The organism is Streptosporangium sp. NPDC049644, from assembly GCF_040675205.1.
Lineage (GTDB): Bacteria > Actinomycetota > Actinomycetes > Streptosporangiales > Streptosporangiaceae > Streptosporangium > Streptosporangium fukuiense.
In genome coordinates, this window is record NZ_JBFAOJ010000002.1 from 64,290 (window position 1) to 85,399 (window position 21,110).

General features: G+C 67.1%; 16 protein-coding genes and 1 pseudogene. 2 read left to right on the top strand and 15 right to left on the bottom strand.

What is annotated here, in order from left to right:
• Positions 1 to 228: 228 nt before the first annotated feature.
• The 4 genes from AB0J58_RS01400 to AB0J58_RS01415 all read right to left on the bottom strand — a co-directional run bounded on the left by AB0J58_RS01400 (position 229) and on the right by AB0J58_RS01415 (position 8,694).
• Positions 229 to 3,810: a DUF4082 domain-containing protein gene (locus tag AB0J58_RS01400; RefSeq protein WP_364208682.1), complete on the bottom strand. Its 3,582-nt coding sequence runs from the start codon at positions 3,808 to 3,810 to the stop codon at positions 229 to 231.
• 691 nt (positions 3,811 to 4,501) lie between these two features.
• Complete coding sequence (locus tag AB0J58_RS01405; RefSeq protein WP_364208685.1) at positions 4,502 to 4,831, bottom strand: DUF4082 domain-containing protein; 330 nt, start codon at positions 4,829 to 4,831, stop codon at positions 4,502 to 4,504.
• Positions 4,828 to 6,303 (bottom strand): ice-binding family protein, encoded by a 1,476-nt coding sequence (locus tag AB0J58_RS01410; protein ID WP_364208688.1) that lies wholly within the window; start codon positions 6,301 to 6,303, stop codon positions 4,828 to 4,830. Before AB0J58_RS01410 ends, AB0J58_RS01405 begins: the two co-directional genes overlap by 4 nt.
• Before the next feature lie 1,209 nt (positions 6,304 to 7,512).
• Entirely contained in the window at positions 7,513 to 8,694 is a 1,182-nt protein-coding gene (locus AB0J58_RS01415; RefSeq protein WP_364208691.1) for an ice-binding family protein, read from the bottom strand.
• Positions 8,695 to 8,809: 115 nt separating this feature from the next.
• Between AB0J58_RS01415 and AB0J58_RS01420 the strand changes: the two genes are divergently transcribed.
• On the top strand, positions 8,810 to 10,069 hold the full coding sequence (locus AB0J58_RS01420; RefSeq protein ID WP_364208694.1) for a nucleotide sugar dehydrogenase: 1,260 nt from the start codon (positions 8,810 to 8,812) through the stop codon (positions 10,067 to 10,069).
• A gap of 115 nt (positions 10,070 to 10,184) precedes the next feature.
• On the opposite strand, the gene AB0J58_RS01425 is transcribed toward AB0J58_RS01420, so the two are convergent.
• From AB0J58_RS01425 to AB0J58_RS01470, 10 genes and pseudogenes are all read right to left on the bottom strand, one after another.
• Positions 10,185 to 10,511: a carboxymuconolactone decarboxylase family protein gene (locus AB0J58_RS01425; RefSeq protein WP_245651864.1), complete on the bottom strand. Its 327-nt coding sequence runs from the start codon at positions 10,509 to 10,511 to the stop codon at positions 10,185 to 10,187.
• A 34-nt stretch (positions 10,512 to 10,545) separates the two neighbouring features.
• Positions 10,546 to 11,394: an NAD(P)-dependent oxidoreductase gene (locus tag AB0J58_RS01430; protein WP_364208697.1), complete on the bottom strand. Its 849-nt coding sequence runs from the start codon at positions 11,392 to 11,394 to the stop codon at positions 10,546 to 10,548.
• Positions 11,395 to 11,455: 61 nt separating this feature from the next.
• Positions 11,456 to 12,184 (bottom strand): SDR family oxidoreductase, encoded by a 729-nt coding sequence (locus AB0J58_RS01435; protein WP_364208700.1) that lies wholly within the window; start codon positions 12,182 to 12,184, stop codon positions 11,456 to 11,458.
• Positions 12,184 to 13,602, bottom strand: a pseudogene (locus AB0J58_RS01440) (aldehyde dehydrogenase); the annotation flags it as partial. The gene AB0J58_RS01435 and the pseudogene AB0J58_RS01440, both read right to left, overlap by 1 nt.
• A 61-nt stretch (positions 13,603 to 13,663) precedes the next feature.
• Positions 13,664 to 14,212 (bottom strand): hypothetical protein, encoded by a 549-nt coding sequence (locus tag AB0J58_RS01445; RefSeq protein ID WP_030922986.1) that lies wholly within the window; start codon positions 14,210 to 14,212, stop codon positions 13,664 to 13,666.
• Positions 14,212 to 14,403, bottom strand: a complete 192-nt coding sequence (locus AB0J58_RS01450) for a ferredoxin (RefSeq protein WP_364208703.1) — start codon at positions 14,401 to 14,403, stop codon at positions 14,212 to 14,214. Before AB0J58_RS01450 ends, AB0J58_RS01445 begins: the two co-directional genes overlap by 1 nt.
• A complete protein-coding gene (locus tag AB0J58_RS01455) occupies positions 14,400 to 15,737 on the bottom strand; it encodes a cytochrome P450 (RefSeq protein WP_364208706.1) in 1,338 nt (445 codons plus the stop codon). The genes AB0J58_RS01450 and AB0J58_RS01455 overlap by 4 nt, the downstream gene beginning before the upstream one ends.
• Positions 15,734 to 16,519, bottom strand: a complete 786-nt coding sequence (locus tag AB0J58_RS01460; protein WP_364208709.1) for an SDR family oxidoreductase — start codon at positions 16,517 to 16,519, stop codon at positions 15,734 to 15,736. Before AB0J58_RS01460 ends, AB0J58_RS01455 begins: the two co-directional genes overlap by 4 nt.
• A gap of 149 nt (positions 16,520 to 16,668) precedes the next feature.
• Positions 16,669 to 17,838, bottom strand: a complete 1,170-nt coding sequence (locus AB0J58_RS01465; protein ID WP_364208712.1) for a cytochrome P450 — start codon at positions 17,836 to 17,838, stop codon at positions 16,669 to 16,671.
• Positions 17,839 to 18,028: 190 nt separating this feature from the next.
• Entirely contained in the window at positions 18,029 to 18,610 is a 582-nt protein-coding gene (locus tag AB0J58_RS01470; protein ID WP_364148270.1) for a helix-turn-helix domain-containing protein, read from the bottom strand.
• Positions 18,611 to 18,822: 212 nt separating this feature from the next.
• On the opposite strand from AB0J58_RS01470, the gene AB0J58_RS01475 reads away from it, so the two are divergent.
• Entirely contained in the window at positions 18,823 to 19,551 is a 729-nt protein-coding gene (locus tag AB0J58_RS01475; protein ID WP_364208715.1) for an SDR family oxidoreductase, read from the top strand.
• Positions 19,552 to 19,858: 307 nt separating this feature from the next.
• Here the strand turns inward: AB0J58_RS01475 and AB0J58_RS01480 are convergent, their stop codons facing one another.
• Complete coding sequence (locus AB0J58_RS01480) at positions 19,859 to 20,824, bottom strand: ornithine cyclodeaminase family protein (protein ID WP_364208718.1); 966 nt, start codon at positions 20,822 to 20,824, stop codon at positions 19,859 to 19,861.
• Between the last annotated feature and the right edge of the window lie 286 nt (positions 20,825 to 21,110).

A 21,110-nucleotide genomic window follows, 5' to 3' on the forward strand; every position in this document is an offset into this window, starting at 1 on the left:
TGTAACTTCGGCGCTTCACGCCCAGAGGCTCTCAGTGGCAGGGCCCCATCGATCACTTCAACAGCCGGCAGATTCACCGGAAAAGACACTTCGGAGAGGTCCCTGTCCCTATCGAAGCCGAAAAGACGGCATCCGAGCTTCCACGACATCACGGGCCTGAGCGGCTCGTTTCCCTGAACGACGCGTGGAAGCTCGGTCCCGGTAAGACCGTAATCTGTGACTGGATTACTAAGGCGAAGTGAACACCACATCAACCCAGTAGTTGCTGGACTGGTTGCTGTTGACAGGGAAATTACTCACTGCGCCGTAGCGGTATACGCCGTTTCCGCCTGCCGTGCTATCCGCGGGCGCGATGAGCGGGCCGTTTGCGTATTGCGTTGTGAAGTAAGGCCTCGTTACCGACCAGTACCCGGATGTGGTGTGGTAGGAGGCGATGTAGGTGGTGTCGGCGGTGATGCTCACCGGTGTGGGGAAGTTCACCTGTTGCCACCCGGACGCGGTCTCGTTGGTGAAGACCGCGCTCGCGAGCAGCTGGCCATCGGTGGTCCACAGGCTTCCGGTGTGCGTCCCGGTGTTCTGCGGACCCTTGTAGAAGCGGATGCCGTCGATGGTTCCGGCCGTGGTCGTCTTGAATTTCACACCGAGTGTAATGGCACTGGGGTCGGGCTGGGATTGGACGGCCGGGACCACCGTGTTGTCCCATAGGCTGTTCGAGGGGGTGAATACGACATCCACCCAGTAGTTGCTGGCTTGATAAGTGTCGGTTGGGAAGGAGTTCGTGGCGCCGTATTTGTATACGCCGTTTCCGCCTTCCGCGCCGCTCGCGGGCGCGAGGAGCGGGCTGTTCATGTATTGCGTTGTGAAGTAGGGTCTCGTTACGGAATAGAATCCGGATGTGGTGTTGTAGGAGGCGATGTAGGTGGTGTTGGCGGTGATGTTCACGGGTGCGGGGAAGTTCACCTGTTGCCACCCGGACGCGGTCTCGTTGGTGAAGGTCGCGCTCGCGAGCAGCTGGCCGCTGCTGGTCCACAGGCTTCCGATGTGCGTCCCGGTGTTCTGCGGGCCCTTGTAGAAGCGGATGCCGTTGATGGTTCCGGCCGTGGCCGCCTTGAACTTCACGCCGGCCGTGCTGGCATTGGCATCGGGCTGGGACTGAACGGCCGGGACCGCTGCGTTGTTCCATAGGCTGTTCGAGGGGGTGAATACGACATCCACCCAGTAGTTGCTGGCTTGATAGGAGGCGGTTGGGAAGGAGTCTGTGGCGCCGTATTTGTATACGCCGTTTCCGCCTTCCGCGCCGTTCGCGAGCGCGAGGAGCGGGCTGTTCGTGTATTGCGTTGTGAAATAGGGTCTCGTTACGGAATAGAATCCGGATGTGGTGTGGTAGGAGGCGATGTAGGTGGTGTTGGCGGCGATGTTCACGGGTGTGGGGAAGTTCACCTGTTGCCACCCGGACGCGGTCTCGTTGGTGAAGGTCGCGCTCGCGAGCAGCTGGCCGCTGCTGGTCCACAGGCTTCCGATGTGCGTCCCGGTGTTCTGCGGGCCCTTGTAGAAGCGGATGCTGCTGATGGTTCCGGCCGTGGCCGCCTTGAACTTCACGCCGGCCGTGCTGGCATTGGCATCGGGCTGGGATTGGATGGCCGGTACGGCCGACGGTGGCCAGATGCTGCAGGGGGAGCACCCTGGGACGACGGTGACGGTCAGTTCCGTCGGAGTCCCCTGAATATTTCCGATGTCATCGACCGCTCGGGATTTGACCGTTACCGTTCCGCTGCTGGGCGTTGTCCAGTTGTATCGCCAACTGGTGCGACCCGTTGCCTGAAACCATCTCGTCCCGCCGTCGAATGAAACCTCGACTCCGCCGACGACCCCGCCTCCGGTGTCGGCCGCCGTCCCTTGAACGGGGATGACGGTTCCAGCGGGTACGGTGCCGCCACTTGCCGGATAGGTGATTGCCGATGTGGGCGGAGTGGTGTCCGTTGACGCGACCGCCGGAACCAAACCCGGCTGGATACTGGCCGGCTGGGCTTTCATGTCGGCCAGCAGGTTGACTGTCGCCTGCTGCATCCGGATATCCGTGGGGGGCGTACCGCCCAAGCGGCCGCCGCCTGCGGGTTTCAAATCATGATTGTCATCGAGTCCCCAGGACCACTGGACGGTCCCCGTGCCGAAGACCAACGCGCCACTCGCATGCCTGTAGAGCGTAAGGCTGTGTGTCGGGGTTCCGGCGCCGTAGGTGCTGCCGAAGTTAAGCAGGTACGTCGATGGTTTGATCAAGGTTGTCTTGGAGAACTTCACCAGCCCCGCCGGTGCGAACCCGTTGTCGGATGCTTCGTCCCACTCGTACCCCAGCGTTCCAACGGGAAAGGTCGCCACCTGTCCGGGTTGCAGGTTGGAAATAGACGTGTTGCGCCACAGTCGCATGTCGCTATATTCGGCGGAAACGGCGATGGCATCGTTTGCCGGGGTATTCACCATGAAAAAGGTTCCGGTTAAGGCGTTCTCGGGTCTTCCGCCATCCGATGGAGGGGAGAAACGGGGATCGCGCCACGTCCCTGTCCACTGTGGACTCGGATCGATCTTGGCGTTGGCGTGAGTCTCCTTGTAGCAGACCAGTGTCCGGAAAGGGGTACCCGTTGCATCCAGAGAGTTCTCCCATCTGGTTTTCCAGAAAACCTGGTTTCCAGAGAGGAAGATGAGACTCACCCCGTTGTCCCGGGCGTTCTGGACATTGCTTCGCATTTCATTGGACCAGTACTCGTCATGTCCGGAGGAGACGAATACCTTGTGTTCAAGCAGCTCCGCCCCCCGGCTGGCCGTGTCGACATTGCTGGTGTAGCTGACGTCGTACCCGTTGGCCTCGATCCATCTGACCATAGGATACTCGGCCATGAAGAAACTGCTGCGGGTAAAAAGCGGGCGGTTGTAGCTGACCTTGTAGGCGCGCCCCACCGGCTTGCCGAGATAGAGGCTGTTACCGCCATACTGGTTGTACGCCTGCCATGTGGTGTCAGAGGTTTGAAGTAAGATATCCGAATTGCGGGAATCGTCCCGGATGATGAATAGGATCTGACTGGTCCCGGCCGTGCCGTCTTCCCGTATCAAATTCGCGGCATAGACTCCGGAAACGGCGTCACTCGGCACCGGCCAGGAGGCCGACAGTCCCCAGTTTCCGCAATCGATTAGGCCGGTCGTCGTGTCACCCAAACAGGCCGGTTGCGTCTGGGGCAAGGGGGCGGAGGGGTCGATCGCCGTTATCAGCCGTGCGCCCATGCCGCCATAATATCCAATGCGGTAAATATCTATACGATAATCGGTCGCATTGGTGTTCACCTTGAATTGGACGTTCTCCCCCTTGTTCACACTCATTTGAGTGGTGTACCCCTGGATGTTGGAACTCTGCGTCGGTACGTCCCACTGGCTGGGAGGACTGCCCGGCAGACTGTTCTCTATACAGACGACAGAAGTGGGCGGGCAGTCGGCTCTGCGTCTCAGGGCATGGGGAGATCGACTCCTGATCTTCGTGCCGTGTGCGCTGTCGGTTGCGCCCTTGACGGGCGACATCTCGTCGGAAGGGGAGGGGGAGGGGATGAGCCTGGAATTGCTCGGCGCCGGCCTGGCGGATTCCATCCCGTTCTCCATCGGGCCTGCCGACGCCATCACGGTCAGCGATGCGGCCTCCGGGGCGGGGAGAGGAGGTAAGGCCGCCCCCAGTAAGCCGAGCATGGCCACCGCGCCGCCTCCGAAGGTGATCGCGCTCCGGAGAATCCGCCGCAACCTCGGATCGGACTGTTGCTTGTCATCTGGCACTTAAACTCCTCACTCGAACCATTGCAGTAGATGACTAGACGACTGAAAGCCTGACAATCTGATGACCGAGAAAGGCCAGGGACGCTCCCACCTGGGGGTGTCCTTGCCAGACCTTTATTGAGCTTCTGTTGAAGGGGACACTCCTGACGGCCGGGTCGACTCTGGTGACGTGCCCTCAGCAGACCGGCCCCGGGCCTCGTGGACGGCGGTGGCGCCGCCGAGGCGGGTGGCGGTGAGCCGACGCTCTCGGATCTCGAGGGCTGAGGCCGTGAACGTGGCAGTTCGCCATCGACCGGATCTGCTGCACCGCCACCGCGATCAGCTGTGATCTGCTCACCTGCTTCTGCCCGCTGTGCCGCGACGACGATCTCGTGACCGCCGAGCTCCGCCGCATCGCGGGCCGCCCCTCCCGCGTCCAGTCCCGGTGATACCTCCGCACGGCTGCGCGTCTGGCTTTCTCCGCTCTCCATGTCCACGCGCACTCGCCTGATCCCGCGCCGCACGACGGCCATGGGCCGAGTGGGTCACCATGGCCGTCGTGCGGACTGCGGGCATTGCCCGCACCAGCCTGCCGGCGGCAAGCCGTCCGGACGATCAGAAGAACATCCGCGGGCGCGTGGAACCTCGCCCGGCGGGCGTGAGCCAGGCCGCCACGCCGCCCGGACACCGAAATCAGCGATCGGCTACGGCGTCAGCCGGCCACACCTTTGACCAGGAAAGATCGAGGCCAAGGCGAAACGAACATCACGTCGGCCCGGTGGTCGCCGGACCGGTAGGAGCCGGTCGGGAAGGAGTTCTTCGCGCAACATTTGTATACGCCGTTTCCGCCTTCCGCGCCGTTCGCGAGCAGCCGGCCGCCGCCGGTCCACAGACTTCCGGCGTGCGTCCCGGTGTTCTGCGTGCCCTTGTGGAAACGGATGCCGCTGATGGCTCCGGCCGTGGTCGCCTTGAATTCGATGCCGAGCGTAACGGCCTTGGAGACGGGATCACGTTGGACGGCCGGGATCGCCGCGTCGTTCAAGGGTTATTCGCAGGGGTGAACACGACATCCACCCAGTAGTTGCTGGCTAGATAGCCGGCGGTTGGGAAGGAGTCCGTGGCACCGTATTTGTATACGCCGTTTCCGCCTTCCGCGCCGTTCGCGAGCGCGAGGAGCGGGTCGTTTGTGTATTGCGTGGTGAAGTAGGGCCTCGTTACCGAATAGAACCCGGATGTGCTGTGGTAGGAGGCGATGTAGGTGGTGTTGGCGGTGATGTTCACGGGTGCGGGGAAGTTCACCTGTTGCCACCCGGACGCGGTCTCGTTGGTGAAGGTCGCGCTCGCGAGCAATTGGCCGTCGCTGGTCCACAGACTTCCGACGTGCGTCCCGGTGTTCTGCGCACCCTTGTAGAAACGGATGCCGTTGACGGTTCCGGCCGTGGTCGCCCTGAATTTTACGCCGGCCGTACTGGCTTTGGGATCGGGGTGGGACTGGGAGGCCGGGACCGCTGCGTTGTCCCATAGGCTGGTCTGCACGGTCTGGATCAGTTCGGGCGACCTGCTCGGGGCGAAATGGACGATGGCCTCACCGTCGGGGGTGTCGCCGCCGAGATAGACGGCGGTGATCGAACGTTGCCCGGCGGCCAGGCTCGAGGTCGTGAAGGTGGCAGGACCCGAGTTATCGTGCCAGCCCGAGCCGATGACGGTCGAGCCATCCTTGAAGACCACCTCGCCCTGGGGGACGAGCGAGCCCGTGACCGGGCTCACCACGGCGGTGAAGGTGACCGGTTGTCCCTGCTGGGAGGGGTTGGCCGACGTGGTCAGGGTTGTCGTGGTCGGCGGGTTGTTCGGCACGTTGATACGGGTTTTCGGTGGGTCACTGGCGCCTTGGAGCGTGACCGTGTTGTTGAGCGCGAAGGCGCGGCCGTAGAGGGTGGCGCCGGGGCTCACCGTCACCGATGTCAGCGCCAGAACGTTTCCCCGGAAGGTGGAGAACGTCCCGAGCGTCGCGGAGCCGCTGACCCGCCAGAAGACATTGTCCTCTTGGGCGCCGTTCACAAGGTTGATGTTGCTGACGTTCGCCGCGGAGAGGGTGGACGCGTTGAAGATGAAGACCGCGTCCGGATCATCGTCGGCATCGAGTGTGAGCGTCCCGGTTATTCCGAAGGTGCCGTCGGCGGAGTTGTAGACGCCCGGGGTCCTGGTCGTGCCGCCGAGCTCTGTCGGTATGGTGACGACAGGTGTCCGCCCGGCGATGTCGTTGTAGGCGGCGACCAGGTCGGCTTTGGCGCCGGACGCCGTAGCGTCGCCCGCGTGGACGGCTCCGCTCACCGTGCCGGGTGGGAATCCGGTCACCGAGATACCCGGACTCACTCCGAGGTCTCCGGTGATCGCCGTGAGGTTCGTATTCGTCACGGCGGTCCCGGCCAGAACGCCGAAGGGCGCGGCGTCGCCGAGACTCACCGGTGCCTGATCCGCGTTCGCGCTGTGTGGCGTTCCGACGATCACGCCCATCGACAGGACAGTTGTCAGCAGTACTACAAGCCGAGAGCGACCGACGCTCCGCCGGAGAAAGCCGCGGTGACCGGTTTCACGCTTCAGCTGTGCCGGCGAAGTCGTACCGGCCGGTTGCTCGGGTGGGTTGTAATGGGGTTTGGACATGGGAGTCAACTCTCCGGTGATCTCAGGTGTCGGACCTTGCGTGCAGTCCGTACATTAAGGATCAACCTTGCGATCCCTGCTTAACTTCTGCCCGGTTGGTCACTGTTTTTAATAAAAATTAAAGATGCCGGCGGTGAGAAACGCCGGCCTGGCGTCCTGGTCCCGTTGAAGGCGCCGCGACTCATGAGGGCGGACAAGGCTTTGATGATGTCATTATGCGTCTGCAGTGAATCGCGGGTCGAATTTCGTCGACGCTTGTTTAAAGCAGAATTCATCTGCGGATGTCTTCCGTGGTCAGTGCCCTGATGGGTTCGCCGTCCAGCCTCGGGATTCCCCGGCGGATTGCAGTGACTTTGATTGTTTTTATGAGAGAATCCGCTTCGGATGGCCGCTTGCCCGGCCAGGGCGCTCACGGTGATCAGGGGCGTACTCTCGCGGGGATTCCAGTGTTCCGCAGGCTGTCGCCGATGCGGCGACCGCCGTGTTCCTGCGAGGAATCAATGGGTTCTCCCTGCGGCAAAAATCGGATTTTCGAGTCACCGCATTGCATGGCGGTGCAAACGAGAGATGCCCATTCATGAAGTGGTGATGCTTGATCGAAGTTACGATTGGGGCAAACAAACGACACGCCGAGACAAAAGGTGTCCGTTTGGTCGGTATCTTTCGTGATCTCAACTCATTTAGTGAACGCGCACCATTGTGCCGTTATCCGGTTACCGTGGGAGGCGAGGTCCAGGCACAGGCGCATGCCGTGGTTCCGGAGTGCCCGGCTGGTGAGACATCGGATATGGCGGTGCGGGTCACGAGTCGCCTGCAGGGCAAGACGTCATGAGGCCCCGCGAACAGGTGATCGTCAATGGCGCCTGTTCCTGCGGAGCCTCGTTGTCGTTGACTCTGCCGTGTCCGTCGGCCAGTGGGCGGTCGGCGCACCAGAACGGATGCCGACGGCTCTGGGGGTACGGCAAGGCGGTAGGTGGTGCCGTCGGAGTCGGCGGGCGCTGTCCCGTTCGGCATCCCCGATCTCACGATCTGAGAACGCCGGAGTCAGGAAAAGGTGCTGATCTATGTCGTTCCGCGGTCGAGCACCTGCTGATTCACCACGGGTGATTCGCTCGGGGCGAAGTCGACCCAGGCCTCGCCGACGGAGGTGCCACCGGCCACGTAGACAGCCGTGATGGGGTGCACGCCCCTGGTGAGTTCCGCGGTCGTGAACGTCGCGACGCCGAACTCGTCGAGCATGGCCGAGCCGATGACGACGGAGTCGTCCTTGAAGAGCACTGTATTGGTGGGGCTGACCCCATGGAAGTCCCCGCTGACCTTGGCGGCGAAGGTGACCGGATCCCCCAATCGGGACGGGTTCAACGACGAGGTGAGGGACGTATCGGTCTCCGGGGCGTTCGGCAGCATGATCTGGGTGGCCGGCAGGATGGTCGTGCCGTTCAAGGTGACCACGTTGTTCAGCGCCATGGCACGGCCGTGCATCGCCGCGCCCCTCATCACCTTGACATCGTTCAGGGCCAGGACGGTCCCCCGAAAGGTGGAGTATTCCCCCAGGGTCGCCGAATCGCCGACCTGCCAGATGATGTTGTCCTCTTGGGCGCCGTTCGTGAGGTCGATGTTGCTGGTCTTTGCCGTGTTGAGAGCGGAATCGGCTTGGAAGATGAAGGTTGCGTCCGGGTCGCCCTGAGCGTCGAGTGTGAGCGTCCCGGCCAGCTCGAAGACGCCTCCGGGAGTGTCGTAGACACCCGGCGTGATGGTCGCCCCTTCTCCAAGGTTCGGCGGGATGGTGGCGGTGGGCGTCCGCCCGGCCGCGTCGTTGTAGGCGGCGACCGCGTCGGCTTTTTTCTGCTGCGCCTCTGCGTCGTTCTTGTGCACCTCTCCGCGCACTATCCCCGGTGGGAAGCCGGTCATCGTGATGCCCGGGCTCAAGGCGACCGTACCGATGATCGTGGTGAGATCCGTGCTTGTGACCGCGTTGCCGGCCATGACCGCGCAGTCCTCGGCTTGCCCGAGGGTCACCGGCTGTATGTCTGCGTTCGCGCTGAGCGGCATCACAAGGGGTGCGCCCAATGTGAGGACAGCTACGAGAGCCGCTTCCAGGTAGGGGCTGAGGCCATTCCGACGGAGAGCGCGAGGGCGATCACTATTTATCATAAAATTGTCCCTTTGTCTGGTAATTTGAAATCGATGTGCACCTGAGAAATCGACCTTACTGTTGTCGTTCTCGCCATCCTGAATCGACATGCGGCGGACCCGCGAAATGCGGAGGCGACACGCCCAGGGACCCAAATCAATGTTGTGAGAACACTCGGCTCCTACAGTCAGGTCATATATCACTTGAAGTGACGGGGGTCCTGACATGGGAGAGAAGCTGGTCGTTGTCGGCCAGGGTTACGTCGGCCTGCCTCTGGCGATGCGGGCGGTCGACGCGGGGTTCGACGTCGTGGGGATCGACCTGGACGAGTGGCGGGTCAAACGGCTCAACGCCGCCGAGTCCTACGTCGAGGACGTCGGTGACGAGACGCTGTCCGCGGCCCACCGGTCGGGGCGCTACCTGGCCGACACCGACTACGCCGCGGCCGAGGGGTTCGACATCTGCGTGATAACCGTGCCGACGCCGCTGCGCGAAGGCGTTCCCGACCTGCGCCACATCGGTGCGGCGGGGGAGTCGCTCGCCCCGCTGCTGCGGCGGGGCGCCACGATGGTGCTGGAGTCCACCACCTATCCGGGAACCACCGAGGAGTACCTGCTGCCACTGCTGGAGGACGGCTCCGGGCTGCGGGCGCCGCAGGACTTCCACCTGGGCTACAGTCCCGAGCGGATCGACCCGGGCAACGCGCGCTGGCGCCTGGAGAACACGCCGAAGGTGGTCTCCGGGATCGACGGGGCGTCCCTGGAGAGGATCAGGGCGTTCTACGCGAGGATCGTGGACGAGGTGGTCCCGGTCTCCTCGCCACAGGTGGCCGAGCTGTGCAAGCTCCTGGAGAACACCTTCAGGCATGTCAACATCGCCCTGGTGAACGAGCTGTCGATCTTCGCACAGCAGCTCGGAATCGACGTCTGGGAGGCCATCGACGCCGCCTCGACCAAACCGTTCGGCTACCTGCGCTTCACCCCGGGGCCCGGCGTCGGCGGGCACTGCCTGCCGATCGACCCCTCGTACCTGTCCTGGAAGGTCAAGCGCAGCCTGGGGCACAACTTCCGGTTCGTGGAGCTGGCCAACGACATCAACGACCACATGCCGGAGCACGTCGTGCACCGGGTCGGCCTCGCACTGAACCGCCTGCGCAAGCCGGTCAACGGCAGCCGGGTGCTCGCACTCGGCCTCGCGTACAAGAAGAACGCCGGAGACTGCCGCGAGTCGCCCGCGATCGACGTGGTCAGGGGCCTGCGCAAGCTGGGCGCGGACGTGCGGGCCGCGGACCCGCACGTGGACTGCTTCCTGCTGCCGGAGGGCGTCGAGGTCGTCGCCTTCTCGGAACGGGAGCTGGCGGCGGCGGACGTTGTGCTGGTCCTCACCGACCACGACCACTTCGACTACGAGCTCGTCCAGCGGGTGAGCGGCTTCGTCCTCGACACCCGCAACCGCTGCCGCGGGCCCAACGTCGAGAGGTTGTGACCCACCGTGCTCCGCCGCGTCTCCCATGGGACGGCGCGTCGGTAGCGCGGGGAATCCCGGCCCCGAGGGGCCGGGAGAAGGGCGACGACGGTGGCCCCGCCGATGCTCCGCGGGGCTAGGACTTCATGACGCGGGCGATCAGTTCCTCGACCTGGCCGTTGAGCTTGGCCCCCCGGGGCCACCCGGCGTAGTGGGTGAGGAAGATGACGATCTCGCGCAGCTCGTCGGGGGTGAGGTCGCCGGTCCTCAGCGCCGCGTCCAGCTGGAGCCCGACGACGTCGTCCATGCCCTGCCCGACGAGCAGGCCGACCAGCAGCAGCCGCCGGTCGCGGGTCGAGATCCCCTCCCTGGACCACACCTCGGCGAACAGGTGCTCGACGGTCATCCCGAAGAAGTCGCCAGGACCGTCCCCGACGTGATCCCAGCCGTAGACCTGTTTCATGATCTCCAATCCGCGCCTCCGGCGGTCAGGAGTGTCATTCGTGTGATCGCTCATGGGGCACTCCGAGTCCGTCGGCCAGCCGTTCGAGGGCGAGGGCGGCCAGGGGGGTCTCCACCCCTCTGGCCCGTGCCAGTTCCAGTGCGAGGGTAAGGTCTTTCTCCCCCAGAGTCCTAACATGTAGCAATATGTCGTACCAGGGATCGTCCGGCGTTACAGGTCCCGTCGTCTTCCTCAACATGATCGCCCCCGGGCCGCCGGTGATCGCGTCCGAGTGCTTGACGGCCCGCGCCAGTGCCTTCAGCGAGATCCCGCACGACTCGGCCAGCCGTTGCGCCTCCGCCGCCGCGGCGAACGACGCGAAGTGCAGCAGGTTGCGCGCCAGCTTCGCCCTGGTGCCGGCCCCGGCGGGGCCGACGTGCAGCACCAGCTCCGCCCAGCGCCCGAACGGCTCCTCGCACCGCTCGACCGCCTGCTGCGAGCCGCCCACGAACACCACCAGCCTGCCCTGGTGGGCGCCCATGAAGCCGCCGCTCACCGGGGCGTCCACCACGTGCACGCCGTACGGCTCGGCTTCGGCCGCCAGTTCCTCGGCGGTGGACGGGGCGATCGTCGAGTGGACGGCGATCACCGTGCCCGCCCTCGCGGCCGGCAGTCCGGCACGCACGACCTGGCGCACCTGCTCGTCGTCGAGGACCATCACCTCGATCAGATCGGCCTCGGCCATGATCTCCAGCGGGTCCGGTACGGCCCGCGCGCCCTTCTCCACCACCGGCGCGCACGCCTCGGCCCTGATGTCGTGCACGAGCAGCCCTCCGGGCCAGTCGGCCAGGTGCGTGGCCATCGGCGCGCCCATCTTCCCCAGTCCGATGAATCCGAGTCTCAATGGAGAACCCCCTTGTTGATTCGAAGGTCACTCGATCGGGGTTGCGCCCATGTCGCGCCGCTCATGACCGGATCACCTGCCCGCCGTCCACGTTGAAGATCTGCCCGGTGATCCAGCCCGCCTCGTCCGACAGCAGGAACAGGCACATCCCCGTCAGGTCCTCGGGCCGGCCGAGCCGCTTGAGCGCCAGGTCGTCGACCATCCGCTTGCGGTAGCCCTCGGGGACCACCGCCCGGGTGGCCTCGGTGTCGGTGGGGCCGGGGGCGATCGCGTTGACCCGGATGCCCATGCCGCCGAGTTCGTGGGCGAGCTGCTGGGTCAGGCCGTTGATCCCGACCTTGGCCAGACCGTAGAACCCGGAGTAGACCCACGCGGCGGTCGACGACTGGTTGACGATCGAGGCGCCCTCGCCCATCAGCGGATAGCAGGCGCGCACGCAGTTCAGCGCCCCGTCCAGGTTCACCGCCATGAACCTCCGGTAGTAGTCCCAGTCCACGGTGATCAGGAAGTCCAGCCTCATCCCGCCGTAGATCGCGGCATTGTTGACCAGGTGGTCGAGCCTGCCGAAACTCTCCCTGGCCACCGAGGCCATCGCCCTCGCCGACTCGGGGTCGGCCACGTCGGTTCTGACGAACACCCCACCGACGTCCTCGGCCACCCGCTCGCCCAGCTCGGTCTCCAGGTCGGCCACCACCACCTTCGCGCCCTCGGCCGCCAGGGCGCGGACGTAGGCCTCGCCGATTCCTCGCGCGCCGCCGGTGACGATCGCCACCCTGTTCTCGAAACGCATCACTGACCTCCGTGCGGGGTGGCGACGACCTTGCTCTCCAGGTACTCCTCGAAGCCGAGCACGCCCATCTCCCGGCCGACCCCCGACTGCTTGTAACCGCCGAACGGCACGTCCCCGCCGTACCACTGCCCGCCGTTGACGCCGACCGTTCCGGTCCGCAGCCGCCTGGCCACCGCCAGCGCGCGCTCCTCGTCGCCCCCGTGCACCGCGCCCGACAGCCCGTACGGCGAGTCGTTGGCGATCCGCACCGCGTCGTCGTCCCCGTCGTGCGGTACGGCCACCAGTACCGGGCCGAAGATCTCCTCCTGGGCGACCCTCGCGGAGTTCGGCACCCCGACGACGAGGGTCGGCTCGATCCAGAAACCCCTGTCCCGCTCCGGTGGCCGCCCGCCGCCACAGGCGAACGCGCCGCCCTCGTCCACGGCCAGCCGCAGGTAGGACTCCACCCGGTCCCGCTGCGCGGCCGAGATCACCGGTCCGCAGACGGTCCCGGGGTCGGTGGGGTCGCCCACTCCCAGCTTGCCCAGCGTCCTGGCCGCGGCGTGCACACCCTCGTCGAACCGCGCCCGGGGCAGCAGCAGCCGGGTCGTGATCGCGCACCCCTGTCCGGCATGGGTGGCCACCGCGAAGGCCGCCATCGCCGCGGCCGAACCGATGTCCGCGTCCTCCAGCACGATGTAGGCGGACTTGCCGCCCAGCTCCAGGAAGACCCGCTTCACGGTCGCCGCCGCCGAGGCCATCACCGAGCGGCCCGTCGCGGTGGAACCGGTGAACGAGACCAGGTCCACCCGCGGGTCGGCGACCAGCTGGGCGCCGAGCGCGTGCGAGGAGGAGGTGACGACGCCCAGCACGCCCGGCGGGAAGTCCGTCTCCCGGTGGACGATCCGCGCCATGAACTCGGCCACCAGGGGAGTGTCGGGGGCGGGTTTGAGCACCACGGTGTTGCCCGCCGCCAGCGCCGGGCCCAGCTTGGCCAGGTTGATCTGGTGCGGGAAGTTCCACGGGGTGATCGCGCCGACCACTCCGGCGGGCTCGCGCAGCAGGGTACGCCGCGACGTCATGCCCATCGGCGCGCCCACCCCCAGGTCCCGCGACCACTCGTAGGACTCGGCGAGGTCGGCGAACCAGCCCAGATCCGCCACCGGAGCGTCCAGCTGGGGGCCGTACGTCAGGAAGACCGGGCAGCCTGCCTCCGCCACCGTCAGCTCCCGCAGCTCGGAGGCGTGCGCGACGAGCCCGTCCCGCAGCTGGCGCAGGCAGCGGGCACGCAGCCGCGGGTCGGCGGACCACGCCCCGGCGTCGAACGCCTCCCGCGCCGCGCCGATCGCCGCGTCCATGTCGGCGGGTGTCCCGTCGCGGGCCTCGCCGACCACCTCCTCGGTGGCGGGGTTGACGCTCGCGAACCGGCCGCTCATCGCCGCCCCCTTACGGCTGGAGCCCGTTCCGGAACCCGGTGCGGCGCGCGGCCGGGCCGGCGGCTCACGGGCGGTCCCAGAGAGCGACGGGAGCGCCGCCCAGCCGGTACCAGCCGTCGGGTCTGCCGCCGGCGCGCTCCATCCGGCGCTTCATGCCGTCGGTCAGCACGCCCGCCTGGATCATCTCCACGAACAGCGCGGTGGCGTTGCCGAAGTCGAACCAGTCGCGCTGCCACGACCACTTCATCTCACCGGCGTACCTGAACCACGAACCGCCGATCCCGGCCACCTCGTACGGCGTGCCGTCGGGGCGCGTCGCCTCGGCGACCTGCTTCCAGAAGCCGACCACCTCGCCGGCGACCTCGTCGACGAGGACCTTCTGGTACGGGTACCGCCAGCCGTCCAGACCGCCCATCTCCTGGCCGAGCGCGATGTCGCGGATCTCCTGCCGGCCCACGGCCATGAACTCCAGTTCGGGCCCGAGGTTCCAGCCGTAGGTGGCGTCCTCGGTGTAGAGGGAGGCCAGCGGCCTCCAGTCGCCGAGACGTTCGCACTCCCGGTTGGACGACAGCCACAGCCGGACCATCTCGTCCAGCTCTTCGCGGGGATACATCAGTCCTCCAGTCGCAGGGCCCGGGTCGGGCAGTTCCGCACGGCTTCGCGCACCGCGTCGAGCAGGGGGGGCGGCGGTGTGTCCCGCAGGATCTCCACCACGCCGCGCCTGGGCACGGAGAAGACCTCCGGGGCGGCGAACTCGCACTCGGCGTGCCCCTGGCACAGGTCGGGATCCAGGACGACCCTCATCGGACCCGCCTGCGGTAGCGGACCGCGCAGGGCTGCCGGAGCTGGACGACCATCTTGCTGTGGTCGTTCTCGTAGCCGTCCAACGGCTGGGCGGGGGCGAACTCCCAGTCCTGCAGCAGTACCGAGAAGATCGCCTTCAGCTGGACCATCGCGAACTGGGCTCCCACGCAGCGATGCCTGCCGGCCCCGAACGGGATCCACGTCCAGCGGTTGACCAGGTCCTCCTGGCGCGGCTCCGCGTAGCGTCCCGGCTGGAACTCGTCCGGCGCGGGGAAGTCGCCGGGCAGCCGGTTGGAGATCGCGGGGGAGGCGGCCACCAGCTCACCGGGCTCGATGTCGTACCCGCACACCCGCTGCGGTGTCTTGGCCACCCGCATGAGCAGGATCAGCGGCGGGTGCAGCCGCAACGCCTCCTTGATCGCCGACTCCAGCACCGGGATCTCGCGCAGCGCCTGGAAGCTCACCGCGGAGCCGTCGGCGTACAGCGCGTCCAGTTCCCCGGTGACCTCCGCCAGCACCGCCGGGTTGCGCAGCAGCTCGATGAGCGTCCAGGCGGCGGTGCCGGAGGTGGTGTGGTGCCCGGCGAACATCATCGAGATGAACATCCCGGTGACCTCGTCGGCGCCGAAGCGCGGCGTGCCGTCCTCGTTCCTCACCGAGAGCAGCACGTCCAGCAGGTCACGGTCCTCCCGCGCCGCGGGACCGTTCTCGTGGCGCTGGTCCATGATCTCTTGGACCAGCGCCACGAGCCTCACCCTGGCCGCGTCGCGGCGGCGGAACGACTCGATGTCGGCGTACGGGTCCACGAACGCGATCGGGTCGGTGCCGCGCTCGAGATCGTGGTAGAGGCGCGCGAACCGCACGTCGAGCTGCTCGCGGAACCTCCGGCCGATCAGGCACGAGGAGGAGGTGTAGATCGTCAGCTCGGCGAACCAGTCGAGCAGGTCGATCTCGCCCTCGTCGCCCCAGAGCGCGACCAGCTCCCTGACCTCCCGCTCGATGGTCTCGGCGTGCCCGCGCATCATGGTGGCCCGCAATGCCTGGTTGTGCAGCATCTCCTTGCGCCGCTCGGGCGGGGCGTCGAACACCATGCCCTCCCCGAAGATCGGTTTCATGAACGGGTACGCCTCGGCCTGGTCGAGGTCCTCCTCCGTGGAGCGGAAGAAGAACTCGTTGGCCTCCGCGCCGGACAGCAGCACGACGGGCCGCCCCGCCAGCGCGAACGTGCCGACGTCCCCGCACTCCTCCCGCACCCGCCGCATCAGCGCGATCGGATCGGTGCGCAACTCCTCCAGATGCTCATCCCCGGATACCATCGGCGGTCTGGTAATCATCGTTCTCCTTCGGACAAGGGGGCTTCCGGTTCGATCTCCAGGAGGGTTATGTGGGCGCCGCGGGGCATGGAGACGACGGCGAGGACGGCCGCGGCCACGTCACGGGGTTTGAGGAAGCGGTCGTGTCTGGCCAGCCCGAACCTCGTCCAGTCGTCCAGGACCGGTTGCAGGACCTCCACGGGCCAGGTGGATCCCATGCCGGAGAGCGTCGGGCCGGGGCGCAGGATCGAGGCGCGTACCCCGGTGCCTTCCAGCTCCATCTGCATCGCCCTGGCCAGTCCCTCCAGAGCGTTCTTGGCGGCGACGTAGGCGCCCATCCGGGGGCGCGGCAGGCGTACGACGTCGGAGGTGACGAACACGATGTCACCGCGGCCCCTGGCCGCCATCGCGGGGACCACCGCGGACACGAACCGCTGGGTGCCGACGAGGTTGAGCTGGAGTTGAACCTCGAAGGAGGGGGTGGAGGTCTGGTAGGAGTTCTCCGGCGTCACCTCTCCGGCGCAGGTGACCACCACCTCTATTTCACCTAACGCTTGCTCGGCTTCAGAGACAAAAAAAGAGACGGACTCGTCCGAGGTCACATCCAGCGGCAGCGCCACCGCCTCCCCGCCCCCGGCCCGGATCTTCGCCGCCAGTTCCTCGCAGATCGCCGTCCGGCGCGCTCCCAGCGCCACCGGATACCCGGCCTCCGCCAGTCCCACGGCCACGGCCGCGCCGATGCCCGACGAGGCCCCGGTGACCAGGACCGGCCTGCGCTCGGGATGCGGGGGAATTCTCGGCATGGGCAACCTCCATGGTCAGCGGCTCGCGTACGGCTCGGTCATCGGGGGCGGTGGGGACTCGGGTGGTCCGGACGCCGGTCGGGCGACACGGTGAGGGGCGTTCGGGAACCCCGGCCGGCGGGCGGCGCTCCGGATACCTCGGCGGCGGTTCATCGGCGTGTCACGCTCATCGGCAGGTGGGCGAAGCCGCGGACGTTGGCGGAGTGCACCCGTTCCGCCGAGGCCAGGTCGATCTCGTAGCCGGTGATGTGCCGGGCCAGCTCGCCGAGCACCACCCGCGCCTCCAACCGGGCCAGTGAGGCGCCCAGGCAGAAGTGGCCGCCGCGGCCGAAGCTGATCAGTTCGCCGGTGTCCCGGTCGAGGTCGTAGCGGTCCGGGTCGGGGAACACCCGTCCGTCGCGGTTGGCCGAGCCGACCAGGAGCAGCAGCCGGGAACCGGCCGGCAGCCGCGTACCGTACATCTCCAGCTCGCCGGTGACGCGCCTGGCGAGCATCTGCGAGGAGGTGTCATAGCGAAGGGTCTCCTCCACCCACGGCCCGATCGCCCCACCCAGCGCCTTGGCACCCTCCGCCGGGTTCAGGTACGCCCAGTACAGGGCATTGGCGAGCAGCTTCGTCGTGGTCTCGTTGCCCGCGACCACCATCAGGAACAGGAACGCGATGATCTCCTCGTCGGTCAGCCGGTCACCGTCGATCTCCGCGTCCAGCAGGGCGCTGGTCAGGTCCTCGGTCCGGTGCGCGCGGCGTCGCGCGAGCATGTCGGAGTAGTAGACGACCAGATCCAGCGAGGCGGCCATGCCCTCCTGCGGCACGTCCTGCAGGCCGTCGTCGCGGTGCACCACCACGTCGGCCAGCCGTCGCAGCTCCTGCCGGTCGGACTCGGGTACCCCCATCAGCTCGGAGATCACGTCCATCGGCACCCGTCCCGCGACGGCGGTGACCCAGTCGAACTGTCCGGACTCCAGTGCCGGCTCCAGGTAAAGCCTGGTGATCTCCCTGATCCTCGGCTCCAGGGCGGCCACCCGGCGCGGGGTGAACCCCCGCGAGACCAGCGCCCGCATCCTGGTGTGCCGGGGCGGGTCCATGGCCAGGAAGGACATCGTCCGGTGCGCCTTCGGCCCCCACGCGGTGGGTTCCAGCGACACCCCGTACCCGTTGGAGTAGGTCGCGGTGTCCCGGAAAGCGGCGCTCACGGCACCGTGCCGGGACAGCGCCCAGAAGTCCAGCTCCTCGTTGCGGTAGAGCGGCGCCTCCTCCCTGAGCCTGGCGTAGATCGGATACGGATCCTCATGAACCACGTAGTCGTAGGGGCTGTACACGAGCTGTGTTGATGGCGACGCTAACGCGTCGCGGTTCGGCCGCTGGGACCCGGCTCCTTCCCTCGTCGAGTGAGGCCGCTCGTTCCTCACGACCTCACTCTCCTCAGTCCAGTCCCCGGCGCGGCCTCACGGGCTGGTCCCTCAGGGGGGTTCGTCTGGCTTGTTCCTGGTAGGGGTAGCCGGCGCGGCCTCATGGGCACTCCTCGGTGCGGGGGAAGATGGTCCTGGCGGTGGTGGCGAGGAGGTCGGGGAGGTCGCGGTAGGAGAGGTGGCCCATTCCCGCCTGGACCAGCGCGCCGTAGAAGGCCAGTTCGAAGGCCTGCAGGGCGGCGGGCGAGGCGTCGGTGGCGCCGGAGATCCGCTCGTGGACACGGAGCCCGATGCGGGCACGCAGCCGAAGGACGTTGGGCTCGTCGGCGAGCATCGCGGTGGTGCACGCGGCCGAGAGCGCCGGGTCGTCGGCGACCAGCAGCGCCACCGCGCTCAGCGCCTCGGCGGCCCGGTCGGCGGGGGAGCCGCCGGGCAGCGGGTCCGGTTCCGGCAGGTCGCGCAGCCGCCGCCAGAACACCTCCGCCAGCAGGTGGTTCTTGGAGGCGAAGTAGGTGTAGGCGGTGGCGGGCGCGACCCCGGCCCGCTTGGCGACCCCGCGCACCGTCAACCCCTCGTACCGGTGCTCGGCGACCTCCTCGACCGCCGCCTCGGTGAGCCTGCGCACTGTCTCGGCCTGCCGGCCCGACAGCCGGGCCCGAGGCGCCTCGGTGGTCCTGGGCATTGTCGCTCCTCAAACTGGACACCTGTCCAGAAGCTAGCCCACGCCCCGTCACTTGCCTAGTCCCAAACTCCCGGAGGGACCGGCCGTCTCCGAACCTTCTCGCCCCGCGGGACCGGTACGAGGCACGGGTGCCATGGCCCGCCACAATGGGAGCGACTCCACTCGTGGCATGAGAGCCGTGGAATCCTGAAAAGTCAGGAAAGGGGAAGCGGATGGGATGCGTGCTTGTCACCGGGGCCTCGCGGGGGCTCGGTGCCGCCATCGCCGTGCGGCTCGCCGAGGACGGCTGGACCGTCGGCGTCAACTACGCCCACGACACCGCGGGTGCCACGGCCGTCGCCGAACGTATCTCCGCGGCCGGAGGCCGGGCGTGCCTGGCCCGTTTCGACGTGACGGACGAGGAGTCGGTACGGCGGGGGATCGCGGAGGTGACCGAGAAGGCGGGGCCGGTCGAGGTCGTGGTCAACAACGCGACCGGACCCCAGCCGCTGGTACCCCTCGCCGAGCAGACCTGGGAGCATCACCTCGACCAGCTCCGGTTCTTCGTCAAGGCGCCGCTGCTGATCCTGCGGGCCGTGCTGCCCGCGATGCGCGAGGCCGGTTCGGGCCGGATCGTCAACGTGGGCAGCGAGGTCGTCGACCTGGGCAACGTTGAGATGGGGCACTACGTCGCGGCCAAGGCGGCGATGCACGGCCTGACCCGTTCCTGGGCCAACGAGCTCGGGCGGTACGGCATCACCGTCAACACCGTCGAGCCCGGCTGGATACCGGTGGAGCGCCACGAGGGAATGGACGTCGAGGAGTACCGCGCGGGCCTGCCGCTGGGCCGGATGGGAGTGCCCGCCGAGGTGGCCGACGCGATCGCCTTCCTGGCCTCGCCCGGCGGCCGTTTCATCACCGGCCAGCGCCTGGCGGTCAACGGCGGCAACACCATGTCCTGAGACCCGCGGGTCACCGCCTCGCCGGCTGTCGGCCTTGTCCCGTCGTTCTCACGGCATGTACCGTGCCGCCGATGGTGGAGATGTACATGACACCGTTTTGGGTACTGCCGTCGGCTTCATGGGTCCAGCGTTGCTCGCCGGTGGCCGCGTCCGGGGCGTGCCCCCTGTTCTCCTCGTCATCGTCGAGACACAGCACAACGTCGACGACCACCGGATCGTGGGACGGTCATGTTCGCCCCCGCCCGGTGTGGATGAGGCGCGTACACCCGGGGCGTCCGATGACACGGCGTCATCGTGGTGGTTCGATTCAGGTCCTGGGCTGACGGCCCTCGGCGGTGGAGTCCGGTTGGGCGAGAACCGCGCTTGCGACGGTGAGGTCCTGCCAGGACATGCCGACACTCTTGAACACGACCCGACGACCGGCGGCGAGGGAGACGGTACCGGTGACGACGGCCTTCATCGGGATCAGGTCGCCGGTCTCGATGGCACCCTCGCTCTGGGCGAGGATCACGTCGCCCGCTTCGCGCAGGGCGGTGTCGATGTCCTCGACGATCACCGATGCCGTCGCGAGGAGGGCGCTGTCGAGTTCGCGTGCGTCCGGTTCGTGTGAGCCGATGGCGATCACGATCGCTTCGGGCGAGACGGCATCTGCGGGGAACAGTGGTGCGCGTGCGCTTGTCGCGCAGATGACGACGTGCGCGGTGGCCAACGCCGCCCTGACGTCCTCGCTGCCGGCGCGGATCATGTCGCCCCGTTCGCGGACCGCTGCCGCCGCCTGTTCCGGCCGGCGCACGACGAACGTCACCGTGGCGACAGGAGCGTCGGCGACGGCGGCGAGGGTGTCCACATGTGCGACCGCCTGGGGTCCACCGCCGAAGACGACCACTCGCAACGGTTCACGGATGCGGCTGAGGGCGGGGCGTACCGCTGCTACGGAGACGGCGGGCGTGCGAAGGGTCGTCAGCGCGGTGCCGTCGAGGATGGCCTGCAACGTCAGCGTCGCCGCGTCGAACAGGAGGTAGCAGGCCTGGATGCGCGGAAGTCCCGACGCCGGGTTCTCCGGTGCGACGGTGGCGACCTTCACTCCCGCGTGCCCGCCGACTTCCGAGGGCATCAGGAGAAAGTGGCCGTGACCGGTGTGGGCCGCGGTCCGCGGGGTGTCGGACGCGGGGTCGAACCCGGCGATGAGCGCAGCCGTGATCGCTTCTACGGCGTCGGCGGGAGTCAGGGCCGCGGTGACTGCCGCGGTGTCGAGATAGCGCACGCCGTTCATCGAAACACGAACCCCGGAACGAGAGGATCGTGGGGGTCGACCTCGAACGTGGAGGTCGAGATCCGGTATGCATCACCGCTGGTCGTCCGTGCCCTGTCGGGTGTGCGTGCGCCTTTGCGCGAAAGCGTGAGCCGGCGATCGAGTCGTGCACGAGGTTCTGAACGTCACGAGCGCCGTATTTTGACGGGTCGTCGGCCGGGCCGGCTTGGGAAATGTCCGCCCAAATCTTGAGAGCGCTCTCAGAAGAGTGGGGTTTGGGTCGTCCGGCCAGCGGTGATGCGACCGC